The organism is Amycolatopsis mediterranei (assembly GCF_026017845.1).
GTDB classification, from domain to species: Bacteria; Actinomycetota; Actinomycetes; order Mycobacteriales; family Pseudonocardiaceae; genus Amycolatopsis; species Amycolatopsis mediterranei.
Map to the genome: position 1 here is coordinate 7,048,657 of NZ_CP100416.1, position 14,992 is coordinate 7,063,648.

Sequence of the window (14,992 nt, forward strand, 5' to 3'; positions counted from 1 at the left end):
GGGCCCCCCCCCCCGTGGGGGGGGGGGGGGGGGGGGGGGGGGGGGGGGGGGGGGGGGGGGGGGGGGGCCGCGCGGGGGCGGCCCCCCCCCCCACGCCCCACCCCCTGTGTCCCCCACCACCGGCGCCGGAGCGCCGGCGGTCTGTGAGCACGGAGCGGAAATCGTTTACTCATCCGGAACGTAGGTCGCCGCGCACGCAGTGTCAAGCCGGGGCGGGGCTGGACAACCGCCGCCGATCCGGGGAAACTGACCGGAAGTTGCCTACTCAACGTGTTGGATGATGTGCCCTAAGTGTCGATCTCTGGTGAATTCACCCACAGACAGGGCAAGAAACCGCACGAACCCGCACACCCGCGCTGTTTCGGGTTAACCTGAGCCACATGTCTGTAGCGCTGGAGAACATCCTCGCCAAGGCGGGCCTGAAGGTCGACGCGAATGAGTTCCTCACTCTCGTCGAAGACGCGGCGCGCAGACTGTCCCCACCGAATCCGGATCCGTCGCACTACTTCTCGGCCGATCAACGCGCCGCGCTCACCGACGTCGGGCTGGACCTCTCACCGCGGCGGGAGGACGAACCCGACTTCCGGGCCCGCACCGTCGCCGCCCACGCCGTGCTCGCCGAGGGCGCCTTCAGCGTCAACGAAGCGGCCAAGGCCCTCGGGGTCGACGACAGCCGGATCCGGCACCGCCTCAAGGAACGGCGGCTGACCGGCTGGAAGGACGGCGGCTGGCGGCTCCCCGCGTGGCAGTTCGCCGGCTCGGGTGTGCTGCCCGGCCTCGAAGTCGTCCTCAAAGCCCTGCCCGACGACCAGCCCGCGCTCGTCGTCGCCGCCTTCATGAGCACTCCGCAGGCCGATCTGGTGATCAACGACCAGCCCGCGACCCCGCGCCAATGGCTTCTCTCCGGTGGTGACCCGGACCACGTCGCCCGCCTCATCGCCACGCTCGGCACGCCGCTCTAGGCTGGACCCTCCCGAGCAAGATCACCGACAAGGACGGACCACCACCGACCCATGGCCCGGCTCCCGCTGCCGCCCGCCCGATCCGTCCTGGTCCGGCAGCTGAACCGCGCCGACGACGTGGTGTCGGTCCAGCCCGCGACCAGGCTCGTCCGGATCTTCACCGCGCACGGCAACCACCCCCAGCAGTGGAACTCGTTCCGCTACACCGGCCCGCTCCCGCACGGCCGCTTCGACCAGCAGTCGCCCGGCCGCGGCGGCGCACCGGTCACCGATCCCGCCAACGGCGTCCTGTACTTCGGCCTCACCGTGCGCACATCGGTCGCCGAGGTCTTCCAGACCAGCTCGACGGTCGACCGCCGCACCCGCGGTCCCCGGCTGGTCGTCGTCCGCCCGACACGCACCCTGCGCCTGCTCGACCTGACCGGCCTCTGGCCGACGCGGGTCGGCGCGTCTCAGGAGATTTCCAGCGGGCCGAAGAAGCTGACGCAGGCGTGGGCCCGCGCGATCCGCGGCGCGTTCAGCGATCTCGACGGCCTCTGGTACCGCTCGTCGATGGACTCCGGCGATCCCGCGATCTGCCTGTGGGACCCGCCGGCGGGCGCCGCGCTGCCCATCGCGCCGGACGTGCTGCTGCCGCTGGACCACCCGGGCCTGGACGTCCCGCTGGGCCGGGTCTGCGAAGAGCTGAACTACACGCTGCTCAACTGAGCCGCCGGCAGATCGGACTGGCTGTCCCCGACTGCGGCACACCGCTCCGGCGCGAAGCCCTGCGGGAGCGCGAAGTCGCGCTTGCCGTACTCGTCGAGGTGCTCGGCGAACCCGAACCGGCCGGCGAGCATGCCCGACCGGCGTCCACGCGAGCGTCGCCAGGATCGCGACGAGCTCGGCCTCGTGGCCCAGCGCGGCGGCCACCCACGCGCACGAGCTCGTGCCGGGCACGAGGGTCCCGTCGACGTCGAAGCAGACCAGCCCGTCAGCCAAGGGTGCCTCGCGGGCAGACGAACCCCACGATCTCCGACGCGATCAGCCCCGCCTGCTCGGCCGGGTCGGCGTCGAGGATCGCCCGGGTCTCCGCCTCCGACGTGCGGAAGAACGCCACCCCCGTCACCGGCAGCTCGGCCGACGGCTCCGGCACCGCCCCCGCGAACAGCAACGATCCCGCCGCCTGTTGCTGCCGGGCCGACGACAGGTGCCGGGCCCGCAGCTCCCGGGCCATCTCCTCGGAGATCTCCGAAGCCCGCGGGCCCTCCCGGAACAGCACCATCCGCCACGTCTCGAGCTCGAAGTCCACCTCGGGCACCGTCATGGACACCGACATTCGCAGGCGCGGGCGGCCCGGACAAGGGTCACAGGTGCCGGGACCACCACTCGAGGATCGCTTCGAAGCGCTGGACGCGGTGCCGCGGCCGGCCGGAGCGGCTCAGCTCGTGGCCTTCGCCCGGGAACACGAGCAGCTCGGCGGACACGCCCGCGCGGCGCAGGGCCACGAACATCCGCTCCGCCTGCTCCAGCGGGCAGCGCCAGTCCTGCTCCGAATGCACCACGGCGAACGGAATCTTGATCTGCGCCGCGTACGAAAGCGGCGAACGGTGACGCTGCACTTCCGGCGAGGAGCCGATGTAGGCGTCGACGAACATGTAGCCGATGTCGGAGCTGCCGAGCATCGAGTCCCACGCGTTGACCGCGCGCTCGCTCCACGCCGCCTTGAAGCGCTCGCCGTGGTGGGCGGCCAGCCAGCTCGTCATGAACCCGCCGTACGAGCCGCCCATGATGCCGACGCGGGAGGCGTCCAGGTCCGGGCGTTCGAGCGCCTTGTCGAGCAGCGCCAGGACGTCGTCGACGTCGACCGTGCCGAAGCCGTGCGTGATCGCGCAGCCGTGCGTCTGCCCGTACCCCGCGGACCCGCGCGGGTTGCCGACCACCACCGCGTAGCCCGCCGACGCGTACACCTGCGCCTCGTCGAACACCGCCCACTCCTGCTGGGTGAACGGGCCGCCGTGCACCACGCGCAGCACCGGGTGCGGGCCCTCGCCCTCGGGCAGGACCAGCCAGCCGTGCACCGGATAGCCGTCCGGGGCGGTGGTCTCCAGCTCGATCATCGGCCGGATGCCCTTGTCCCGCAACGGCTTCGAGAAGCCGGTGAGCACCCTCGGCTCGCCGTCGCCGAGCAGCACGACCTCGCCGGCGGTCGACGGCGTGGCGATCACCGCCGCCAGCACCGGGCCGTCCAGCGTGAACGACCGGACCGCGGCCTGGTCCGCGTAGACCACCGCGAGGTCGGCCAGCGGGGCCTCGGCCGCGTCGACGCCGACCGCGCGCAGTTCCACCGCGCCGCGGTGGCGGACGGCCACCAGCACGTCGTCCCCGCGCGGGGCCGGCGGGCCCGCCGCGGTTTCGCAGTCCACCGTCTCGGCGTCGGTGAGCCGCCGGGCCTTCACCGGGCCGACGCCGAATTCGGGCGTCGCCGCGTAGAGCCCGGTGGGCGCGGCTTCGTGGTGCTCTTCGAAGGACTGTCCGAAGTAGAACAACGTGCCGTCGGCGCCGAACGCCGGCCGCTCCGAGTAGCCTTCGCAGCGCACGACGACCTCGGGCTCGCCGCCCTCGGCGGAGATCGCGCAGATGTCACGCGCGTCGCTCTCGGCCGCACCCCAGTCCGGCGGCGCCGTGAAGACCACGCGCGTGCCGTCCGGCGTCCAGACCGGGTGGGCCGCGTCGAACCCGTCGCCGGTCAGCGGCTCGAGGTCTCCGGGCTCGAGCGCCGCGTCGGCGTCGACGACGAACAGCCGCTGCATGCGGTCGCGCAGGAACCCGACGTCGTCGATCCGGTAGTCCATCCGCGTGATCCGGCGCGGGGCCTCGGCGGCCGGCTCCGGCGTCTCGCCGTCGGCGTCCGGGGTGCCGTAGCGGCCGGCCTCGGGCACGCGGGCGGTGAACGCGATCCGCCGCGAATCCGGCGCCCACACCGGTTCCCCGGCCCCGAGGTGCAGCGACGTCAGCCGGCGGGCTTCCCCGCCGTCCGACGGCATCACGTGCAGCTGCGGGCTGCCGTCGGCGCCCTGGCCCTCCCCCGCGCGGAGGAACGCGACCCAGCGCCCGTCGGGCGAGATGGCCGGGGCGGAGTCGCGCGGACCGTGGGTCCACGCGGCCTCGCCGCCGTCGAGCGACACACGCCGCACCGCACTGTGCGTGGCGTTCGCACGGAGATCCGGTCTCTTCACCGCTGTGAGCAGCAGGTTCCCGCGCAGGGCGGGACGGCCGGGGACGACGAGGGCTTCGATGTCGGCAGGGCGCACGTCCCGACCGTACCCGAATTCCTTAGCCGTGCGAACGAGTTACGCCGCTTGTCATGCGGCGACCTGCTTGCGCTCGTCGCGCCGGGCCTTCGCCAGGCTGGCCACCGTGGTCACCGACAGCACGACGACGATCACGCCGAGGGAGACCCAGTTGTTGATGTCCAGCCAGTCCGGGACGACGTGGTACTCGTGCAGCGCGTGCAGGAACAGCTTCGCCCCGATGAAGGCGAGGATCACCGCGAGGCCGTAGGTCAGGTAGACCAGCTTCGTCACCAGGCCGCCGAGCAGGAAGTACAGCTGGCGCAGGCCCATCAGCGCGAACGCGTTGGCGGTGAAGACGAGGAACGCCTCCTGCGTGATGCCGAAGATCGCCGGGATCGAGTCGACGGCGAACAGCAGGTCGGCCGAGCCGATGGCCACGATCACCAGCAGCATCGGGGTGATCATCCGCTTGCCGTCGATCTTCACCGTGTACTTGTGGCCGTGGTAGTCGTCGGTCACCGGGGCGAACCGGCGGACCTGCCGGGTGACGGCGTTCTCGTGGTACTCCTCGTCCTCGCCCTTGCCGCGCAGCATGCTGATCGCCGTCCAGATCAGGATCGCGCCGAACAGGAAGAACACCCAGACGAACTGGGCGATCAGCGCGGCGCCGATGGCGATGAACACGCTCCGCATGGCGAGCGCGAGCAGGATCCCGACCAGCAGCACGCGGTGCTGGTGGATGGCGGGCACCTTGAAGGAGCCCATGATGATCATGAAGATGAACAGGTTGTCGACGCTCAGCGAGTACTCGGTGATGTACCCGGTGAAGAACTCGACGCCCGGGTCGTGCCCGGCGAACACCCACACACCGATGCCGAAGACGATGGCGCACGAGACGTAGAAGATGACCCAGCGAGCCGCTTCCCCCGTGGTCACTTCGTGCGGCTTGCGATCGACGATGACCAGATCCAGCGCGATCAGCGCGAGCAGGCCACCGATCGTGGCGATCCACAGCCACAGGGGGACAGTCATGGAACTCGAACCTCCGGATAGTGCGCATGAGCAGCTAACCGGAGGTCTCTCCCGCCGGTGGAACCACCGGCCGACGGTGCCGGGGGCGCAGGGCCACCGTGCTGACGACACCGCCGCGAAGGAATACTCCCCTCACAGCGCGTCCAGTTTGCCGGTTCCCCCCGGCCGAGCGCCAGCCGGGATCGCGCACGTCACCGGGTTGGTCGTGTAATTCCGGTCACTTCGGTCCACCAGGTGGTCCGAAAAGTGTGATCACTGTGAGCCGCGGAGGACACTCTCAGGAAACTTCACCTACGGTCACGTCGTGCCCCGACTCCCGCTCCCGCGCACCCGCCGTGCCCGTCTCACGGCGGTCGGCGCCGTCGTGGTGGTGCTCGCCGCCGTGACCGTCCTCTGGGCGACGCGCGACACGGCCCCGCCCGCCGTGCCCACCCAGGACGCGCTGCTCGACCTGCCCGCCGCCCCCGGCTCGGCCGAGCAGGTGAAGATCGACACGACCACCTACCTCCCGGCGACCGTGCCCGCACCCGCGGTGCTGCTCGCGCACGGCTTCGGCGGGGACAAGAACAGCGTCGCCGACGACGCCCGCGAACTCGCGCGGAAGGGCTTCGTCGTGATGACGTGGTCCGCGCGCGGGTTCGGCCGGAGCACCGGCAAGATCGGGCTCGACGACCCGGACGGCGAGGTCGCCGACGCGAGCCGCCTGATCGACCGGCTCGTCGCGCAGCACCAGGTGACCCTCGACGCGAAGGGCGACCCGAAGATCGCGGTCACCGGGGCCTCCTACGGCGGCGCGCTGTCGCTGCTGCTGGCCGGCACGGACAAGCGCGTCGACGCGATCGCGCCCGTGATCACCTACAACGACCTCGCCCAGGGGCTGGTCCCGAACGCGGCGACCCCCGCGGCCACGGCCCCGGGCACCCCGTCGGCCGGCGCCTTCGCCACCGACGGCGTCTTCAAGAAGAGCTGGGCCGGCATCTTCTTCTCGGCCGGCTCGGGCGCCGCGGCGAGCGGCTCGCCGTCCGCCGAAGCGCCGGAAGCCGGGCAGGAGACCGACACCGGATCCACCGGCGCCGCCGGGAGCGCCGCGGGGGCCGCGCTGCCCGCGGGGCCGCCGGGCGCGGGCGGGCCCCGGAGCGCGCCGGCCGACCCGTGCGGCCGGTTCACCGCCGCGGTCTGCCGCGCCTACACCGAACTCGGCACCACCGGGCAGGCGAGCCAGGCGAGCGTCGACCTGCTGCGCCGCGTCTCCCCCGCGTCGGTGACGGGCAAGATCACCGTGCCGACGCTGCTGGTGCAAGGCGAGAGCGACACGCTGTTCGGCCTCGACCAGTCCGACGCGACCGCCCGGCAGATCACCGCGGCCGGCGGCAAGGTCAAGACCATCTGGTACACCGGCGGCCACGACGGCGGCAAGCCCGGCCCCCAGCTGCGCGCCAAGATCGGCGACTTCCTGAAGACGGCGCTGGACGGGGGTGACCCGGGCACCGGATTCAGCTACGACGTCCAGGGCACGTTGCGCGCCAACGGGACGCCGTCGGTGCGCACGGTCAACGCAGCCGCCTACCCCGGGCTGACCGGGCCGGCGACCGAGCGGCGGCTGCTGGCGCTGGCCGGGCCCGCGCAGCCGGTGGTGCGCCCGGCCGGGGCCAACCCGTCGGCGGTCAGCGGGATCCCCGGCCTCAACGGCGTCGCGAGCAGCACGTCGCGGCTCGGCGCGCTGTTCAGCAACGACCCGCCCGGCCAGGCCGCGCAGTTCACCACCGCCGCGTTCGACGGCCAGGTCGTCATCAGCGGGTCGTCCACCGTGCGGCTGCAGGTCGCCGCGGACCCGGCGCACCCCCAGCCGGACGCGGTGCTGTTCGCGAAGCTCTACGACGTCGGGCAGGACGGCTCGCGCGTGCTGCCGGCCAACGCCATCGCGCCGTTCCGGGTGAGCGGGCTGCCCGCCGACGGCACCCCGGTCGACGTCACCGTGACGCTGCCCGGCATCGTCCGGCCGATCGAGGGCGGCCACTCGCTGCGGCTCGTCGTCGGCACCACCGACCAGGCGTTCGCCGCCCCGGCCGCGCCCGCGGTGTTCCGGATCGGGCTCGCCGGCGGTACCGCGCTGGCCGTGCCGGTCGTGCCCGGGACGTCGGTCGGTTCGCCGGCTCCGGTCGGGCAGCTCGTCGGCATCGGCGTGACGCTGGCGATCGGGCTCGCCGCGGTGCTCTTCGCGGCCCTGCGCCGCCGTCGCGCCACCGACGTCGACCCCGGGCTGGCCGCCACGCCGCTGGTCATCGAGGGGCTGCGCAAGCAGTACCCGGGCGGGTTCGTCGCCGTGAAGGACCTGTCCTTCCGCGTCGAGCCGGGCCAGGTGCTCGGCCTGCTCGGGCCGAACGGCGCCGGCAAGACGACCACCCTGCGGATGCTGATGGGCCTGATCACCCCCACCGAGGGCAGCATCCGGGTGTTCGGGCACAAGATCACCCCGGGCGCGCCGGTGCTCTCGCGGATCGGCTCGTTCGTCGAGGGGTCCGGGTTCCTGCCGCACCTGTCCGGCCGGGCGAACCTCGAGCTGTACTGGGCCGCGACCGGGCGTCCGGCCGAGAAGGCGCACTTCGCGGAGGCGCTGGAGATCGCCGGGCTCGGCTCGGCCATCGAGCGCCGCGTGCGGACCTACAGCCAGGGCATGCGGCAGCGGCTGGCGATCGCCCAGGCGATGCTCGGCCTGCCGGAGCTGATGGTACTCGACGAACCGACCAACGGGCTCGACCCGCCCCAGATCCACCAGATGCGCGAGGTGCTGCAGCGGTACGCCGCGACCGGCCGCACCGTGGTGGTGTCCAGCCACCTGCTGGCCGAGGTCGAGCAGACCTGCACGCACGTCGTGGTCATGCACCGCGGCTCGCTGGTCGCCTCGGGCGAGGTCGGCGAGCTGGCCGCGGCCGGCGGCGAGGCGACGTTCCGGGTCGACGACCCGGCTGCCGCCGCGGCGGCGCTCAAGGCGCTGAGCGGGGTCACCGACGTCGACGTCGAGGGCGAGCTCGTGCACGCGAACCTCGGCGAGCTGCCGCGGGCCGAAGGCGTGGCCGCGCTGGTGCGCGCCGGCGTCGCGGTGGAGCAGGCCGGGCCGAGGCGCCGGTTGGAAGACGCGTTCCTGCAACTGGTGGGAGAAGAGTCATGACACCCTCTGTGTCAACCTCAAGATCGAAATCAGGCTGCGGCAGTGTGTTCGGTGGTCTGTTGGGCTGCGCCGTGCAGGGCGGGGTCGTAGGGTTTGCGGTCGAGCCAGCAGCGGTAGATAACGCGGACCCAGGCGCGGGCCAGTATGCGCACGGCGTGGGGGTGGTCGCAGCCGCGGCTGCGGGCACGCCGGTAGAGGTCGGCGGCCCAGGGGCTGGCGTGGCGGCTGTTGTCGGCGAAGGTGACCATGGCTTGTCGGAAGCGGGTGTTGCAGGCCCATCGGAACGAGACGGCGTGGTGCTTGCCGGATGCCTTGGTGACGGGGCAGAGTCCTGCCAGGGCGGCGACCGCGTCGGCGTGGTCGTAGGCCTGGCGGGCGTCGCCCCAGGCGGCGAGCATCTGGGCGGCGTTGATCTGACCCGACCGTGGCAGCGACGTGAAGATCGCGTTGTCCGGGTGCTCGCTCAGGTGCGCGGTCACCGAGCGGCCGAGGTCTTTGAGGGCCGTGCCCAGGGTGCGCAGCACGCTGACCATGGCCAGCACGGCGTCGCGGATGGCCTCGGTGAGGGTGGGGTCGGTGGTCCCGGCTGGTGCGGTGTGCAGCCGGGTGAGCAGTTCGGCGGCCGAGCGGCGGCCGGAGTAGCCGTGTTTGACGCAGAACGCGGCCATGCGGACCGGTCCGATGCTGGTGGCGGACGCGGCAGTGGGGTAGCGGGTGAGGAATTCCAGGGCGATCGGGGATTCGACGTCGGCGAATACGGCCTTGGCGCCGGGCCAGTGCGTGTCCAGCAGTGCCGCGAGCTGGTTGGCCGCCGCGACGCGGGCGGTGACGAGGTCATCGCGGGTGCGCACCACGGTGCGCAGCGCGGTGGTCTGCGGCGAGTAGGGCGTGGCGGGGCGCAGTTTGTGCTGACGCAGCCGCAGGTACTCGGCGATGATTGCGGCGTCAGCGGTGTCGCTCTTGGCGCCGGAGAGGACTTCGGCTTCCCGCCATGCCTTGATGGCGTTGGGTTTCACGGGCACGACGGGAAATCCCGCTTCCAGCAGCGCATCGACCAGACGTCCGTCCGGGCGTTCGATCCCGATGGGGATCTCGATGGGGTCGCCCAGTTTGCTCAGGCGGCGGATCAGGTCGGTGAAGCCGGCGGCGGTGTGGGTGAGGGTGAATGCGGTCTTTCCGCGACCGTTCTCATCTACCACGCACACGGCGTGTTCGGTTGCGCCCCAGTCGATTCCGACGAAGAACGACACGGACAGCTCAGACAGGGACACGCAGTCTCCTTGCGACAACAGCGGTGGCAGCGACGACCCGGCGAGGGGGCTGGTCACCGGGCGGTCACTGACTGGCGCTCTACGGCGCGTCCCTCTGTTGCCGGTCTGCAGCCCCGCAAGGACCGGGGGCGGCGGTGTCATGACGGCCCTCAAGGGGCAACCGCCACAGGCCGTCCACCCGGTCCTCGCTGGGTTCCAACAACGAGCACTTCTACAGCACTCGCAGACAGGAGTGTGGACCAGTGACCGCCGACGTACTTGCCGCCGAGGCACTCTTTTCCGCCGAGGCGCCATCAACACTGCCCGCGGAGGCGAAATGAGCACCGACGGTGTGCACACCGATCCGCACGCGCTCGACGAGCTGAGCGACCTCGCGTCGCAGGAGCACGCGGGTGTCGGGCCGGACGGCGCGGTCGAGGGCTACTCGGCGCGGCGGACGCTGCGGCTCGGCGTCGAACTGCGTCGCCAGCTCAAGCGGCGGCGGACGCAGTTCCTGCTCGGGTTCGTGGCCGTGCTGCCGTTCATCCTGGTGCTCGCGTTCCAGCTCGGGCAGTCGAGCCCGAACCGGCGCAGCGGCGGGTTCGTCGACCTGGCCACGGCGTCCGCGCCGAACTTCGTCGTGCTGGCGCTGTTCGTGTCGGGGACGTTCCTGCTGCCGATGATCGTCGCGCTGTTCTTCGGCGACACCATCGCGAGCGAGGCGTCGTGGTCGAGCCTGAAGTACCTGCTGGCCGTGCCGGTGCCGCGGCAGCGGGTGCTGCGGCAGAAGGCGATCGTGTCCGGGCTGCTCTCGGCGTTCGCGCTCGTGCTGCTGCCCTTGGTGTCGCTCGGCGTCGGGGTGCTCTGGTACGGCGCGGGCGACGCGATCAGCCCGACGGGTGATGCGGTGTCCTTCGGCGACAGCCTGCTCGCCATCGGACTGTCCACTGTGTACATCATCCTGCAGCTGGCCTGGGTGGCCGGGCTCGCGCTGGCGCTGAGCGTGTCGACCGACGCCCCGCTCGGCGCGGTCGGCGGCGCGGTGCTGGTGGCGATCCTGTCGCAGATCCTCGACCAGATCACCGCGCTGGAGGGCCTCCGCAACTACCTGCCGACGCACTACGCGTTTTCCTGGATGGACCTGATCTCGACCGACGTCGACTGGACCAACCTGGCGAGCGGAATGCTGTCGGCGGCGATCTACGGAACGGTGTTCTTCCTCTTCGCCGGGCGGCGGTTCGCGCAAAAAGACATCACCAGCTGACGCACTGAACCGGCGTACGCTGCGGAAATGACCGCCGTGGTGGAATGGCACCAGCCGCCCGCGCCGCTGGTGAAGACGCTCAACGCGGTGCTGCGGGCCGTGCTGCCCAGCCCGCTCGGCCGCGGCGTCGGCGAGTTCATGCTGCTCGCCTTCGCCGGCCGCCGGACCGGGCGCCGCTACCGCGTGCCGGTCACCGCGCACGGCGACGCCCAGGGCCGGTGCGCGCTGACGCCCGCCGGCTGGCGGCTCAACTTCCGCGGCGGCGCGGACGTCGACGTGACGTTCGCCGGCCGGACGACGCCGATGCGCGGGGTGCTCGTCGAGGACCGGGCCGAGGTGGCCCGGATCTACCTGGACCGGATGACCGAGCTCGGCATGCGCCGCGCCGCCCGCATGATCGGGCTGAAGTTCCCCCTCGGCCGGCTGCCGACCCTCGACGAGGTCGTCGAGCTGGCGGGCCGGGAGCACTTCGGGGTCGTCCGGTTGAGCGTTCGGGCCTGACCGGGCCGCAGGGCCGCGGTACGGTCGGGCCGTGCCGATCACCCTGGACAGCCACCGCGACGTCGCCGTGCTCCGGATCGACCACGGCCGGGGCAACACCCTCGACACGGATTCGTGCCGGGCGCTGGTGCGGCGGCTCGAGGAGGCCGAGCAGGCCCGCGCCGTGGTGCTCACCGGGACCGGCGGCATCTTCTGCGCGGGCGTCGACCTCAAGCGGCTCGACGAAGGCGGTGCGCCGTACGTGGCGGAGTTCCTGCCGCTGCTGTCCGACGCGCTGCTGGCGGTGTTCGGCAGCACGCGCCCGGTGGTCGCCGCGCTGAACGGGCACGCCGTCGCCGGCGGCGCGGTGCTCGCCGCGGCCTGTGACCACCGGGTGCTGGGAGCCGGCCGGATCGGCGTGACCGAACTGCTCGTCGGGCTGCCGTTCCCGTTGGCCGCACTGGAGATCCTGCGCTGCGCCTACGGGACCACCCGGTTGCCGTCGCTCACCTACACGGGTGAAACCTGGGGCGGCGAGGAGGCCTTGGCCCGCGGGCTGGCCGACGAGCCGGCGCCGCCGGAGGAGGTGCTCGAGCGGGCGGTCGCGGTCGCCGCCCGGCTCGGCGACCTGCCCGCCGAACCGTTCGCCCACACCAAGGCCCAGATCCGGCAGCCGTTCCACGAGCGGATCGCCGAATACCGCCACTCGGACGACCCGCGGGTGGAGCGGCTGTGGCAGTCCGCCGAAGCGCTGGCCGCCGTCAAGTCCTATGTGGACCGAGTGCTCCGCTAGGCGGCGTGCACGCCGCTCTCGGCGAGCGCCTTGATGCCCTCGACGGTCTTCTGCATGTTGGCCTGCAGCTCGCCGAGCCGCATCGCGACGATCTCCTCTTCGTGCTCGGGCATCGAGCCGATGATCGTCGTGAGGTTGGACGGGCCGGGGCCGATCTGCGCCCACTGGCGCAGGATCGTGCCGTCGCCGTCCGGGACGAGCTCGAAGCGCCACGACGCGGCCGGGTTCGTCACGTCCATCACGGCCCACGCGAACAGCCGCCCCGGCTCGTAGCCGGTGACGGTCGAGACGGTCTCCCACTCCCCGGCGACCGGGTGGGAGTTGCGGCCGCGGAACCGCGCGCCGAGGCCGGGCTCGGCGCCCTCGACCCAGCCACCGCCCTGGAACTCGGTGGAGAACCGGGCCGGCAGGTCGACGTCCAGCAACCAGGACCAGACCTCGGCCGGCCCCGCGGCGATGCGGACCTCGACCTGAGTCGTCGGGCAGTCGGAAACCTTCATGGCGGACCCCTCGCTCGATGACGGTGCCTACGGATTCGGACCGTAACGCGGTCCGGATCACGCGGACAACTCGCACAATGCCCGCGGTTGCGCACGCCGGAGGACGCGGCGCCACCCGTCGAAAGTCGGATCCTCACCGATTCTGTGCCCGGACAGCCGATTGCCGACCGGCGCCGGTTCTGTGAGGGTCCCACCGAGGGTTTCGGCCGGGGTTCGGTCGGGGTTCGGTGAGCCGGGAGGGTGCTCGATGCGCAGACTTTTCACCGCGGGTGCGGTCCTGCTCGCGCTGGCCGGCCTGGCGCCGGCGGCCGCGGCGGCGCCCGACATCAAGGCACAGCTGCAGCGGATCCCGGGGCTGACGATCGTCTCCGAGGACGCGGCGCCGGCCGGCTTCCGGTTCTTCAAGCTGACCTACACCCAGCCCGCCGACCACCGGCACCCCGGCGCGGGCACGTTCCAGCAGCGGTTCACCCTGCTGCACCGCGACTTCGCCGCCCCGACGGTCGCCTTCACGAGCGGCTACAACGTCAGCGGCTCGCCGAACCGCTCCGAACCGACGCAGATCGTCGACGGCAACCAGCTGTCGATGGAGTACCGCTACTTCACGCCGTCGCGGCCGGAGCCGGAGAACTGGGCGAAGCAGCTGACGATCTGGCAGGCGGCGGCGGACGAGCACCGCGCGGTGCAGGCGTTCAAGGCGATCTACCCGGGCAAGTGGCTGGCCACCGGTGGCAGCAAGGGCGGCATGACCGCGACGTACTTCCGGCGCTTCTTCCCCGACGACGTCGACGCGACCATCCCGTACGTCGCGCCCAACGACGTCATCGACCCGATCGACGTCTACAACCGGTTCCTCTCGCGAGTGGGCGACGATCCGGCGTGCCGCGACGCCCTGAAGGCGATCCAGCGCGACGCGCTGAAGCGGCGTGACGAGCTGGGGCCGATCGCCGCGGCGGACGCGGCGCAGCGCGGGCTGACGTTCTCGATCGTCGGATCGGCCGACAAGTCCCTCGAGATCTCGGTGATCGACTCGTACTTCGCGTTCTGGCAGTACCAGAAGCAGGCGGACTGCGCGACGGTGCCGCCGGCGGGCGCGCCCGCGGCGGACGTCTACGCCTGGTACGAGAAGGTGGAAAGCCTCAACACCTACTCCGACCAGGATCTGGCGCCCTACATCCCGTACTACTACCAGGCGGCGGTGCAGCTGGGCTCGCCCGAGGCGTACGACGGCTACCTCCGCGACCTGCTGCGCTACCCGGGCGCCGACCAGCCGAAGACGTTCGTGCCGGCGTCGATCCGCCTGCCGCGCTTCGACTACCTGGCGATGCCCGACATCGACTTCTGGGTGAAGTCCCGCGGCACCCGGCTGCTGTTCGTCTACGGGGCCAATGACCCGTGGGGCGCGGAGCCGTTCGAGCTGGGCTTCGGCAGCCGCGATTCGTACCGGTACTACGTGCAGGGCGGCAACCACGGGTCGAAGATCGCCCAGCTGGCCCCGCCCGACGCGGCGGCGGCCACGGCGACGGTCCGCCGCTGGGCCGGCCTGCCCCCGGTTGCTCCGCTGGCCGCCCGCTCCGCTCCGGCGGGGTTCCCGGACTTCGACACGGACCTGACGCCTCGCGCACGGCTGTGACTTTCCTCAGGGCGGGCGTACTCTCACGACACCCTGACGGCCCAGCCTGAGGAGGCGAGCATGCCTCGTCCCGTCCATTTCGAGATCCACGCGGGCGACCCCGAACGAGCGGTGGCGTTCTACACGGCGGTGTTCGGCTGGAAGTTCGAACGCTGGGGCGATGTGCCCTACTGGATGATCACGACTGGTGAAGGAGCCGGAATCGACGGCGGCCTCATTCCCCGCCAGGGTCCGGCACCCGAGGCATCGGCCCCGATCCACGGCTTCGTCAACACGATCGACGTCGCCGACCTCGACGAGGCGCTGGGTGAGGTCAACCGTGCTGGTGGAACGCTGGCGCTGCCGAAGAACCCGGTGCCGGGGGTGGGGTGGCTGGCTTACTGCAAGGACACCGAGGGGAACGTCTTCGGGATGCTGGAAGCGGATGAGAACGCGCCTGCGCCGGAGTGAGTCCGGGCCGGAGTGAGTCCGGGCCGGTTGGCCTTGGGCGGCGGCGGCGATTTGGTGAACCCGGATTTGCTCTTCATCCCGATGACCCATTGTGACTACGGCCGGTGGGGCCCCCGCCAGGGGGGGCAACGGTGCAGGTCCCCGGGCGCCCCCGCGCGAGGGGGGGTGGGCTTGGGGTGCACGG

14 protein-coding genes are annotated in these 14,992 nt (G+C 72.0%); 8 read left to right on the forward strand and 6 right to left on the reverse strand.

Features of this window, described 5'->3' with window-relative positions:
- Positions 1-380 precede the first annotated feature (380 nt).
- Together ISP_RS31290 and ISP_RS31295 are read left to right on the forward strand one after the other, a co-directional pair.
- Positions 381-962, forward strand: coding sequence for a hypothetical protein (locus tag ISP_RS31290; protein WP_013227894.1), 582 nt, complete (start codon positions 381-383; stop codon positions 960-962).
- 51 nt (positions 963-1,013) lie between these two features.
- Positions 1,014-1,670: an RES family NAD+ phosphorylase gene (locus tag ISP_RS31295; protein WP_013227895.1), complete on the forward strand. Its 657-nt coding sequence runs from the start codon at positions 1,014-1,016 to the stop codon at positions 1,668-1,670.
- Here ISP_RS31295 and ISP_RS31300 read toward each other — a convergent pair.
- The 4 genes from ISP_RS31300 to ISP_RS31315 all read right to left on the reverse strand — a co-directional run bounded on the left by ISP_RS31300 (position 1,652) and on the right by ISP_RS31315 (position 5,269).
- Entirely contained in the window at positions 1,652-1,801 is a 150-nt protein-coding gene (locus ISP_RS31300; protein ID WP_014467401.1) for a hypothetical protein, read from the reverse strand. The genes ISP_RS31295 and ISP_RS31300 overlap by 19 nt on opposite strands.
- A gap of 134 nt (positions 1,802-1,935) precedes the next feature.
- Positions 1,936-2,268 (reverse strand): YciI family protein, encoded by a 333-nt coding sequence (locus ISP_RS31305; RefSeq protein ID WP_013227896.1) that lies wholly within the window; start codon positions 2,266-2,268, stop codon positions 1,936-1,938.
- Positions 2,269-2,308: 40 nt separating this feature from the next.
- Complete coding sequence (locus tag ISP_RS31310) at positions 2,309-4,255, reverse strand: S9 family peptidase (protein WP_013227897.1); 1,947 nt, start codon at positions 4,253-4,255, stop codon at positions 2,309-2,311.
- A 51-nt stretch (positions 4,256-4,306) separates the two neighbouring features.
- Positions 4,307-5,269: a TerC family protein gene (locus ISP_RS31315; protein WP_013227898.1), complete on the reverse strand. Its 963-nt coding sequence runs from the start codon at positions 5,267-5,269 to the stop codon at positions 4,307-4,309.
- A 304-nt stretch (positions 5,270-5,573) separates the two neighbouring features.
- Here ISP_RS31315 and ISP_RS31320 point away from each other — a divergent pair, with 304 nt between their 5' ends.
- Positions 5,574-8,438: an alpha/beta fold hydrolase gene (locus ISP_RS31320; protein WP_013227899.1), complete on the forward strand. Its 2,865-nt coding sequence runs from the start codon at positions 5,574-5,576 to the stop codon at positions 8,436-8,438.
- A 29-nt stretch (positions 8,439-8,467) separates the two neighbouring features.
- Here ISP_RS31320 and ISP_RS31325 read toward each other — a convergent pair whose 3' ends face one another.
- A complete protein-coding gene (locus ISP_RS31325) occupies positions 8,468-9,709 on the reverse strand; it encodes an IS110 family RNA-guided transposase (protein ID WP_013227900.1) in 1,242 nt (413 codons plus the stop codon).
- A gap of 316 nt (positions 9,710-10,025) precedes the next feature.
- On the opposite strand from ISP_RS31325, the gene ISP_RS31330 reads away from it, so the two are divergent.
- The 3 genes from ISP_RS31330 to ISP_RS31340 are packed head-to-tail and all read left to right on the forward strand — an operon-like array spanning position 10,026 to position 12,225.
- Positions 10,026-10,952 carry an ABC transporter permease gene (locus ISP_RS31330; RefSeq protein WP_013227901.1) on the forward strand — a complete coding sequence of 309 codons (927 nt, stop codon included), beginning with the start codon at positions 10,026-10,028 and terminating at the stop codon, positions 10,950-10,952.
- A 27-nt stretch (positions 10,953-10,979) separates the two neighbouring features.
- On the forward strand, positions 10,980-11,453 hold the full coding sequence (locus ISP_RS31335; protein ID WP_013227902.1) for a hypothetical protein: 474 nt from the start codon (positions 10,980-10,982) through the stop codon (positions 11,451-11,453).
- Between the two features lie 31 nt (positions 11,454-11,484).
- Positions 11,485-12,225 carry an enoyl-CoA hydratase/isomerase family protein gene (locus ISP_RS31340; protein ID WP_013227903.1) on the forward strand — a complete coding sequence of 247 codons (741 nt, stop codon included), beginning with the start codon at positions 11,485-11,487 and terminating at the stop codon, positions 12,223-12,225.
- On the opposite strand, the gene ISP_RS31345 is transcribed toward ISP_RS31340, so the two are convergent.
- Entirely contained in the window at positions 12,222-12,725 is a 504-nt protein-coding gene (locus tag ISP_RS31345; RefSeq protein ID WP_013227904.1) for an SRPBCC family protein, read from the reverse strand. The genes ISP_RS31340 and ISP_RS31345 overlap by 4 nt on opposite strands.
- 247 nt (positions 12,726-12,972) lie before the next feature.
- Here ISP_RS31345 and ISP_RS31350 point away from each other — a divergent pair, with 247 nt between their 5' ends.
- Together ISP_RS31350 and ISP_RS31355 are read left to right on the forward strand one after the other, a co-directional pair.
- Positions 12,973-14,358 (forward strand): S28 family serine protease, encoded by a 1,386-nt coding sequence (locus tag ISP_RS31350; RefSeq protein WP_013227905.1) that lies wholly within the window; start codon positions 12,973-12,975, stop codon positions 14,356-14,358.
- Positions 14,359-14,418: 60 nt separating this feature from the next.
- Positions 14,419-14,808 (forward strand): VOC family protein, encoded by a 390-nt coding sequence (locus ISP_RS31355; RefSeq protein ID WP_013227906.1) that lies wholly within the window; start codon positions 14,419-14,421, stop codon positions 14,806-14,808.
- Positions 14,809-14,992 lie beyond the last annotated feature (184 nt).

Coding starts and splice junctions, on each gene's coding strand:
- ISP_RS31315 (WP_013227898.1), bottom strand. CDS start 5,269: ATGACTGTCCCCCTGTGGCTGTGGATCGCCACGATCGGTGGCCTGCTC.
- ISP_RS31355 (WP_013227906.1), top strand. CDS start 14,419: ATGCCTCGTCCCGTCCATTTCGAGATCCACGCGGGCGACCCCGAACGA.
- ISP_RS31350 (WP_013227905.1), top strand. CDS start 12,973: ATGCGCAGACTTTTCACCGCGGGTGCGGTCCTGCTCGCGCTGGCCGGC.
- ISP_RS31345 (WP_013227904.1), bottom strand. CDS start 12,725: ATGAAGGTTTCCGACTGCCCGACGACTCAGGTCGAGGTCCGCATCGCC.
- ISP_RS31330 (WP_013227901.1), top strand. CDS start 10,026: ATGAGCACCGACGGTGTGCACACCGATCCGCACGCGCTCGACGAGCTG.
- ISP_RS31290 (WP_013227894.1), top strand. CDS start 381: ATGTCTGTAGCGCTGGAGAACATCCTCGCCAAGGCGGGCCTGAAGGTC.
- ISP_RS31305 (WP_013227896.1), bottom strand. CDS start 2,268: ATGACGGTGCCCGAGGTGGACTTCGAGCTCGAGACGTGGCGGATGGTG.
- ISP_RS31335 (WP_013227902.1), top strand. CDS start 10,980: ATGACCGCCGTGGTGGAATGGCACCAGCCGCCCGCGCCGCTGGTGAAG.
- ISP_RS31300 (WP_014467401.1), bottom strand. CDS start 1,801: ATGCTCGCCGGCCGGTTCGGGTTCGCCGAGCACCTCGACGAGTACGGC.
- ISP_RS31295 (WP_013227895.1), top strand. CDS start 1,014: ATGGCCCGGCTCCCGCTGCCGCCCGCCCGATCCGTCCTGGTCCGGCAG.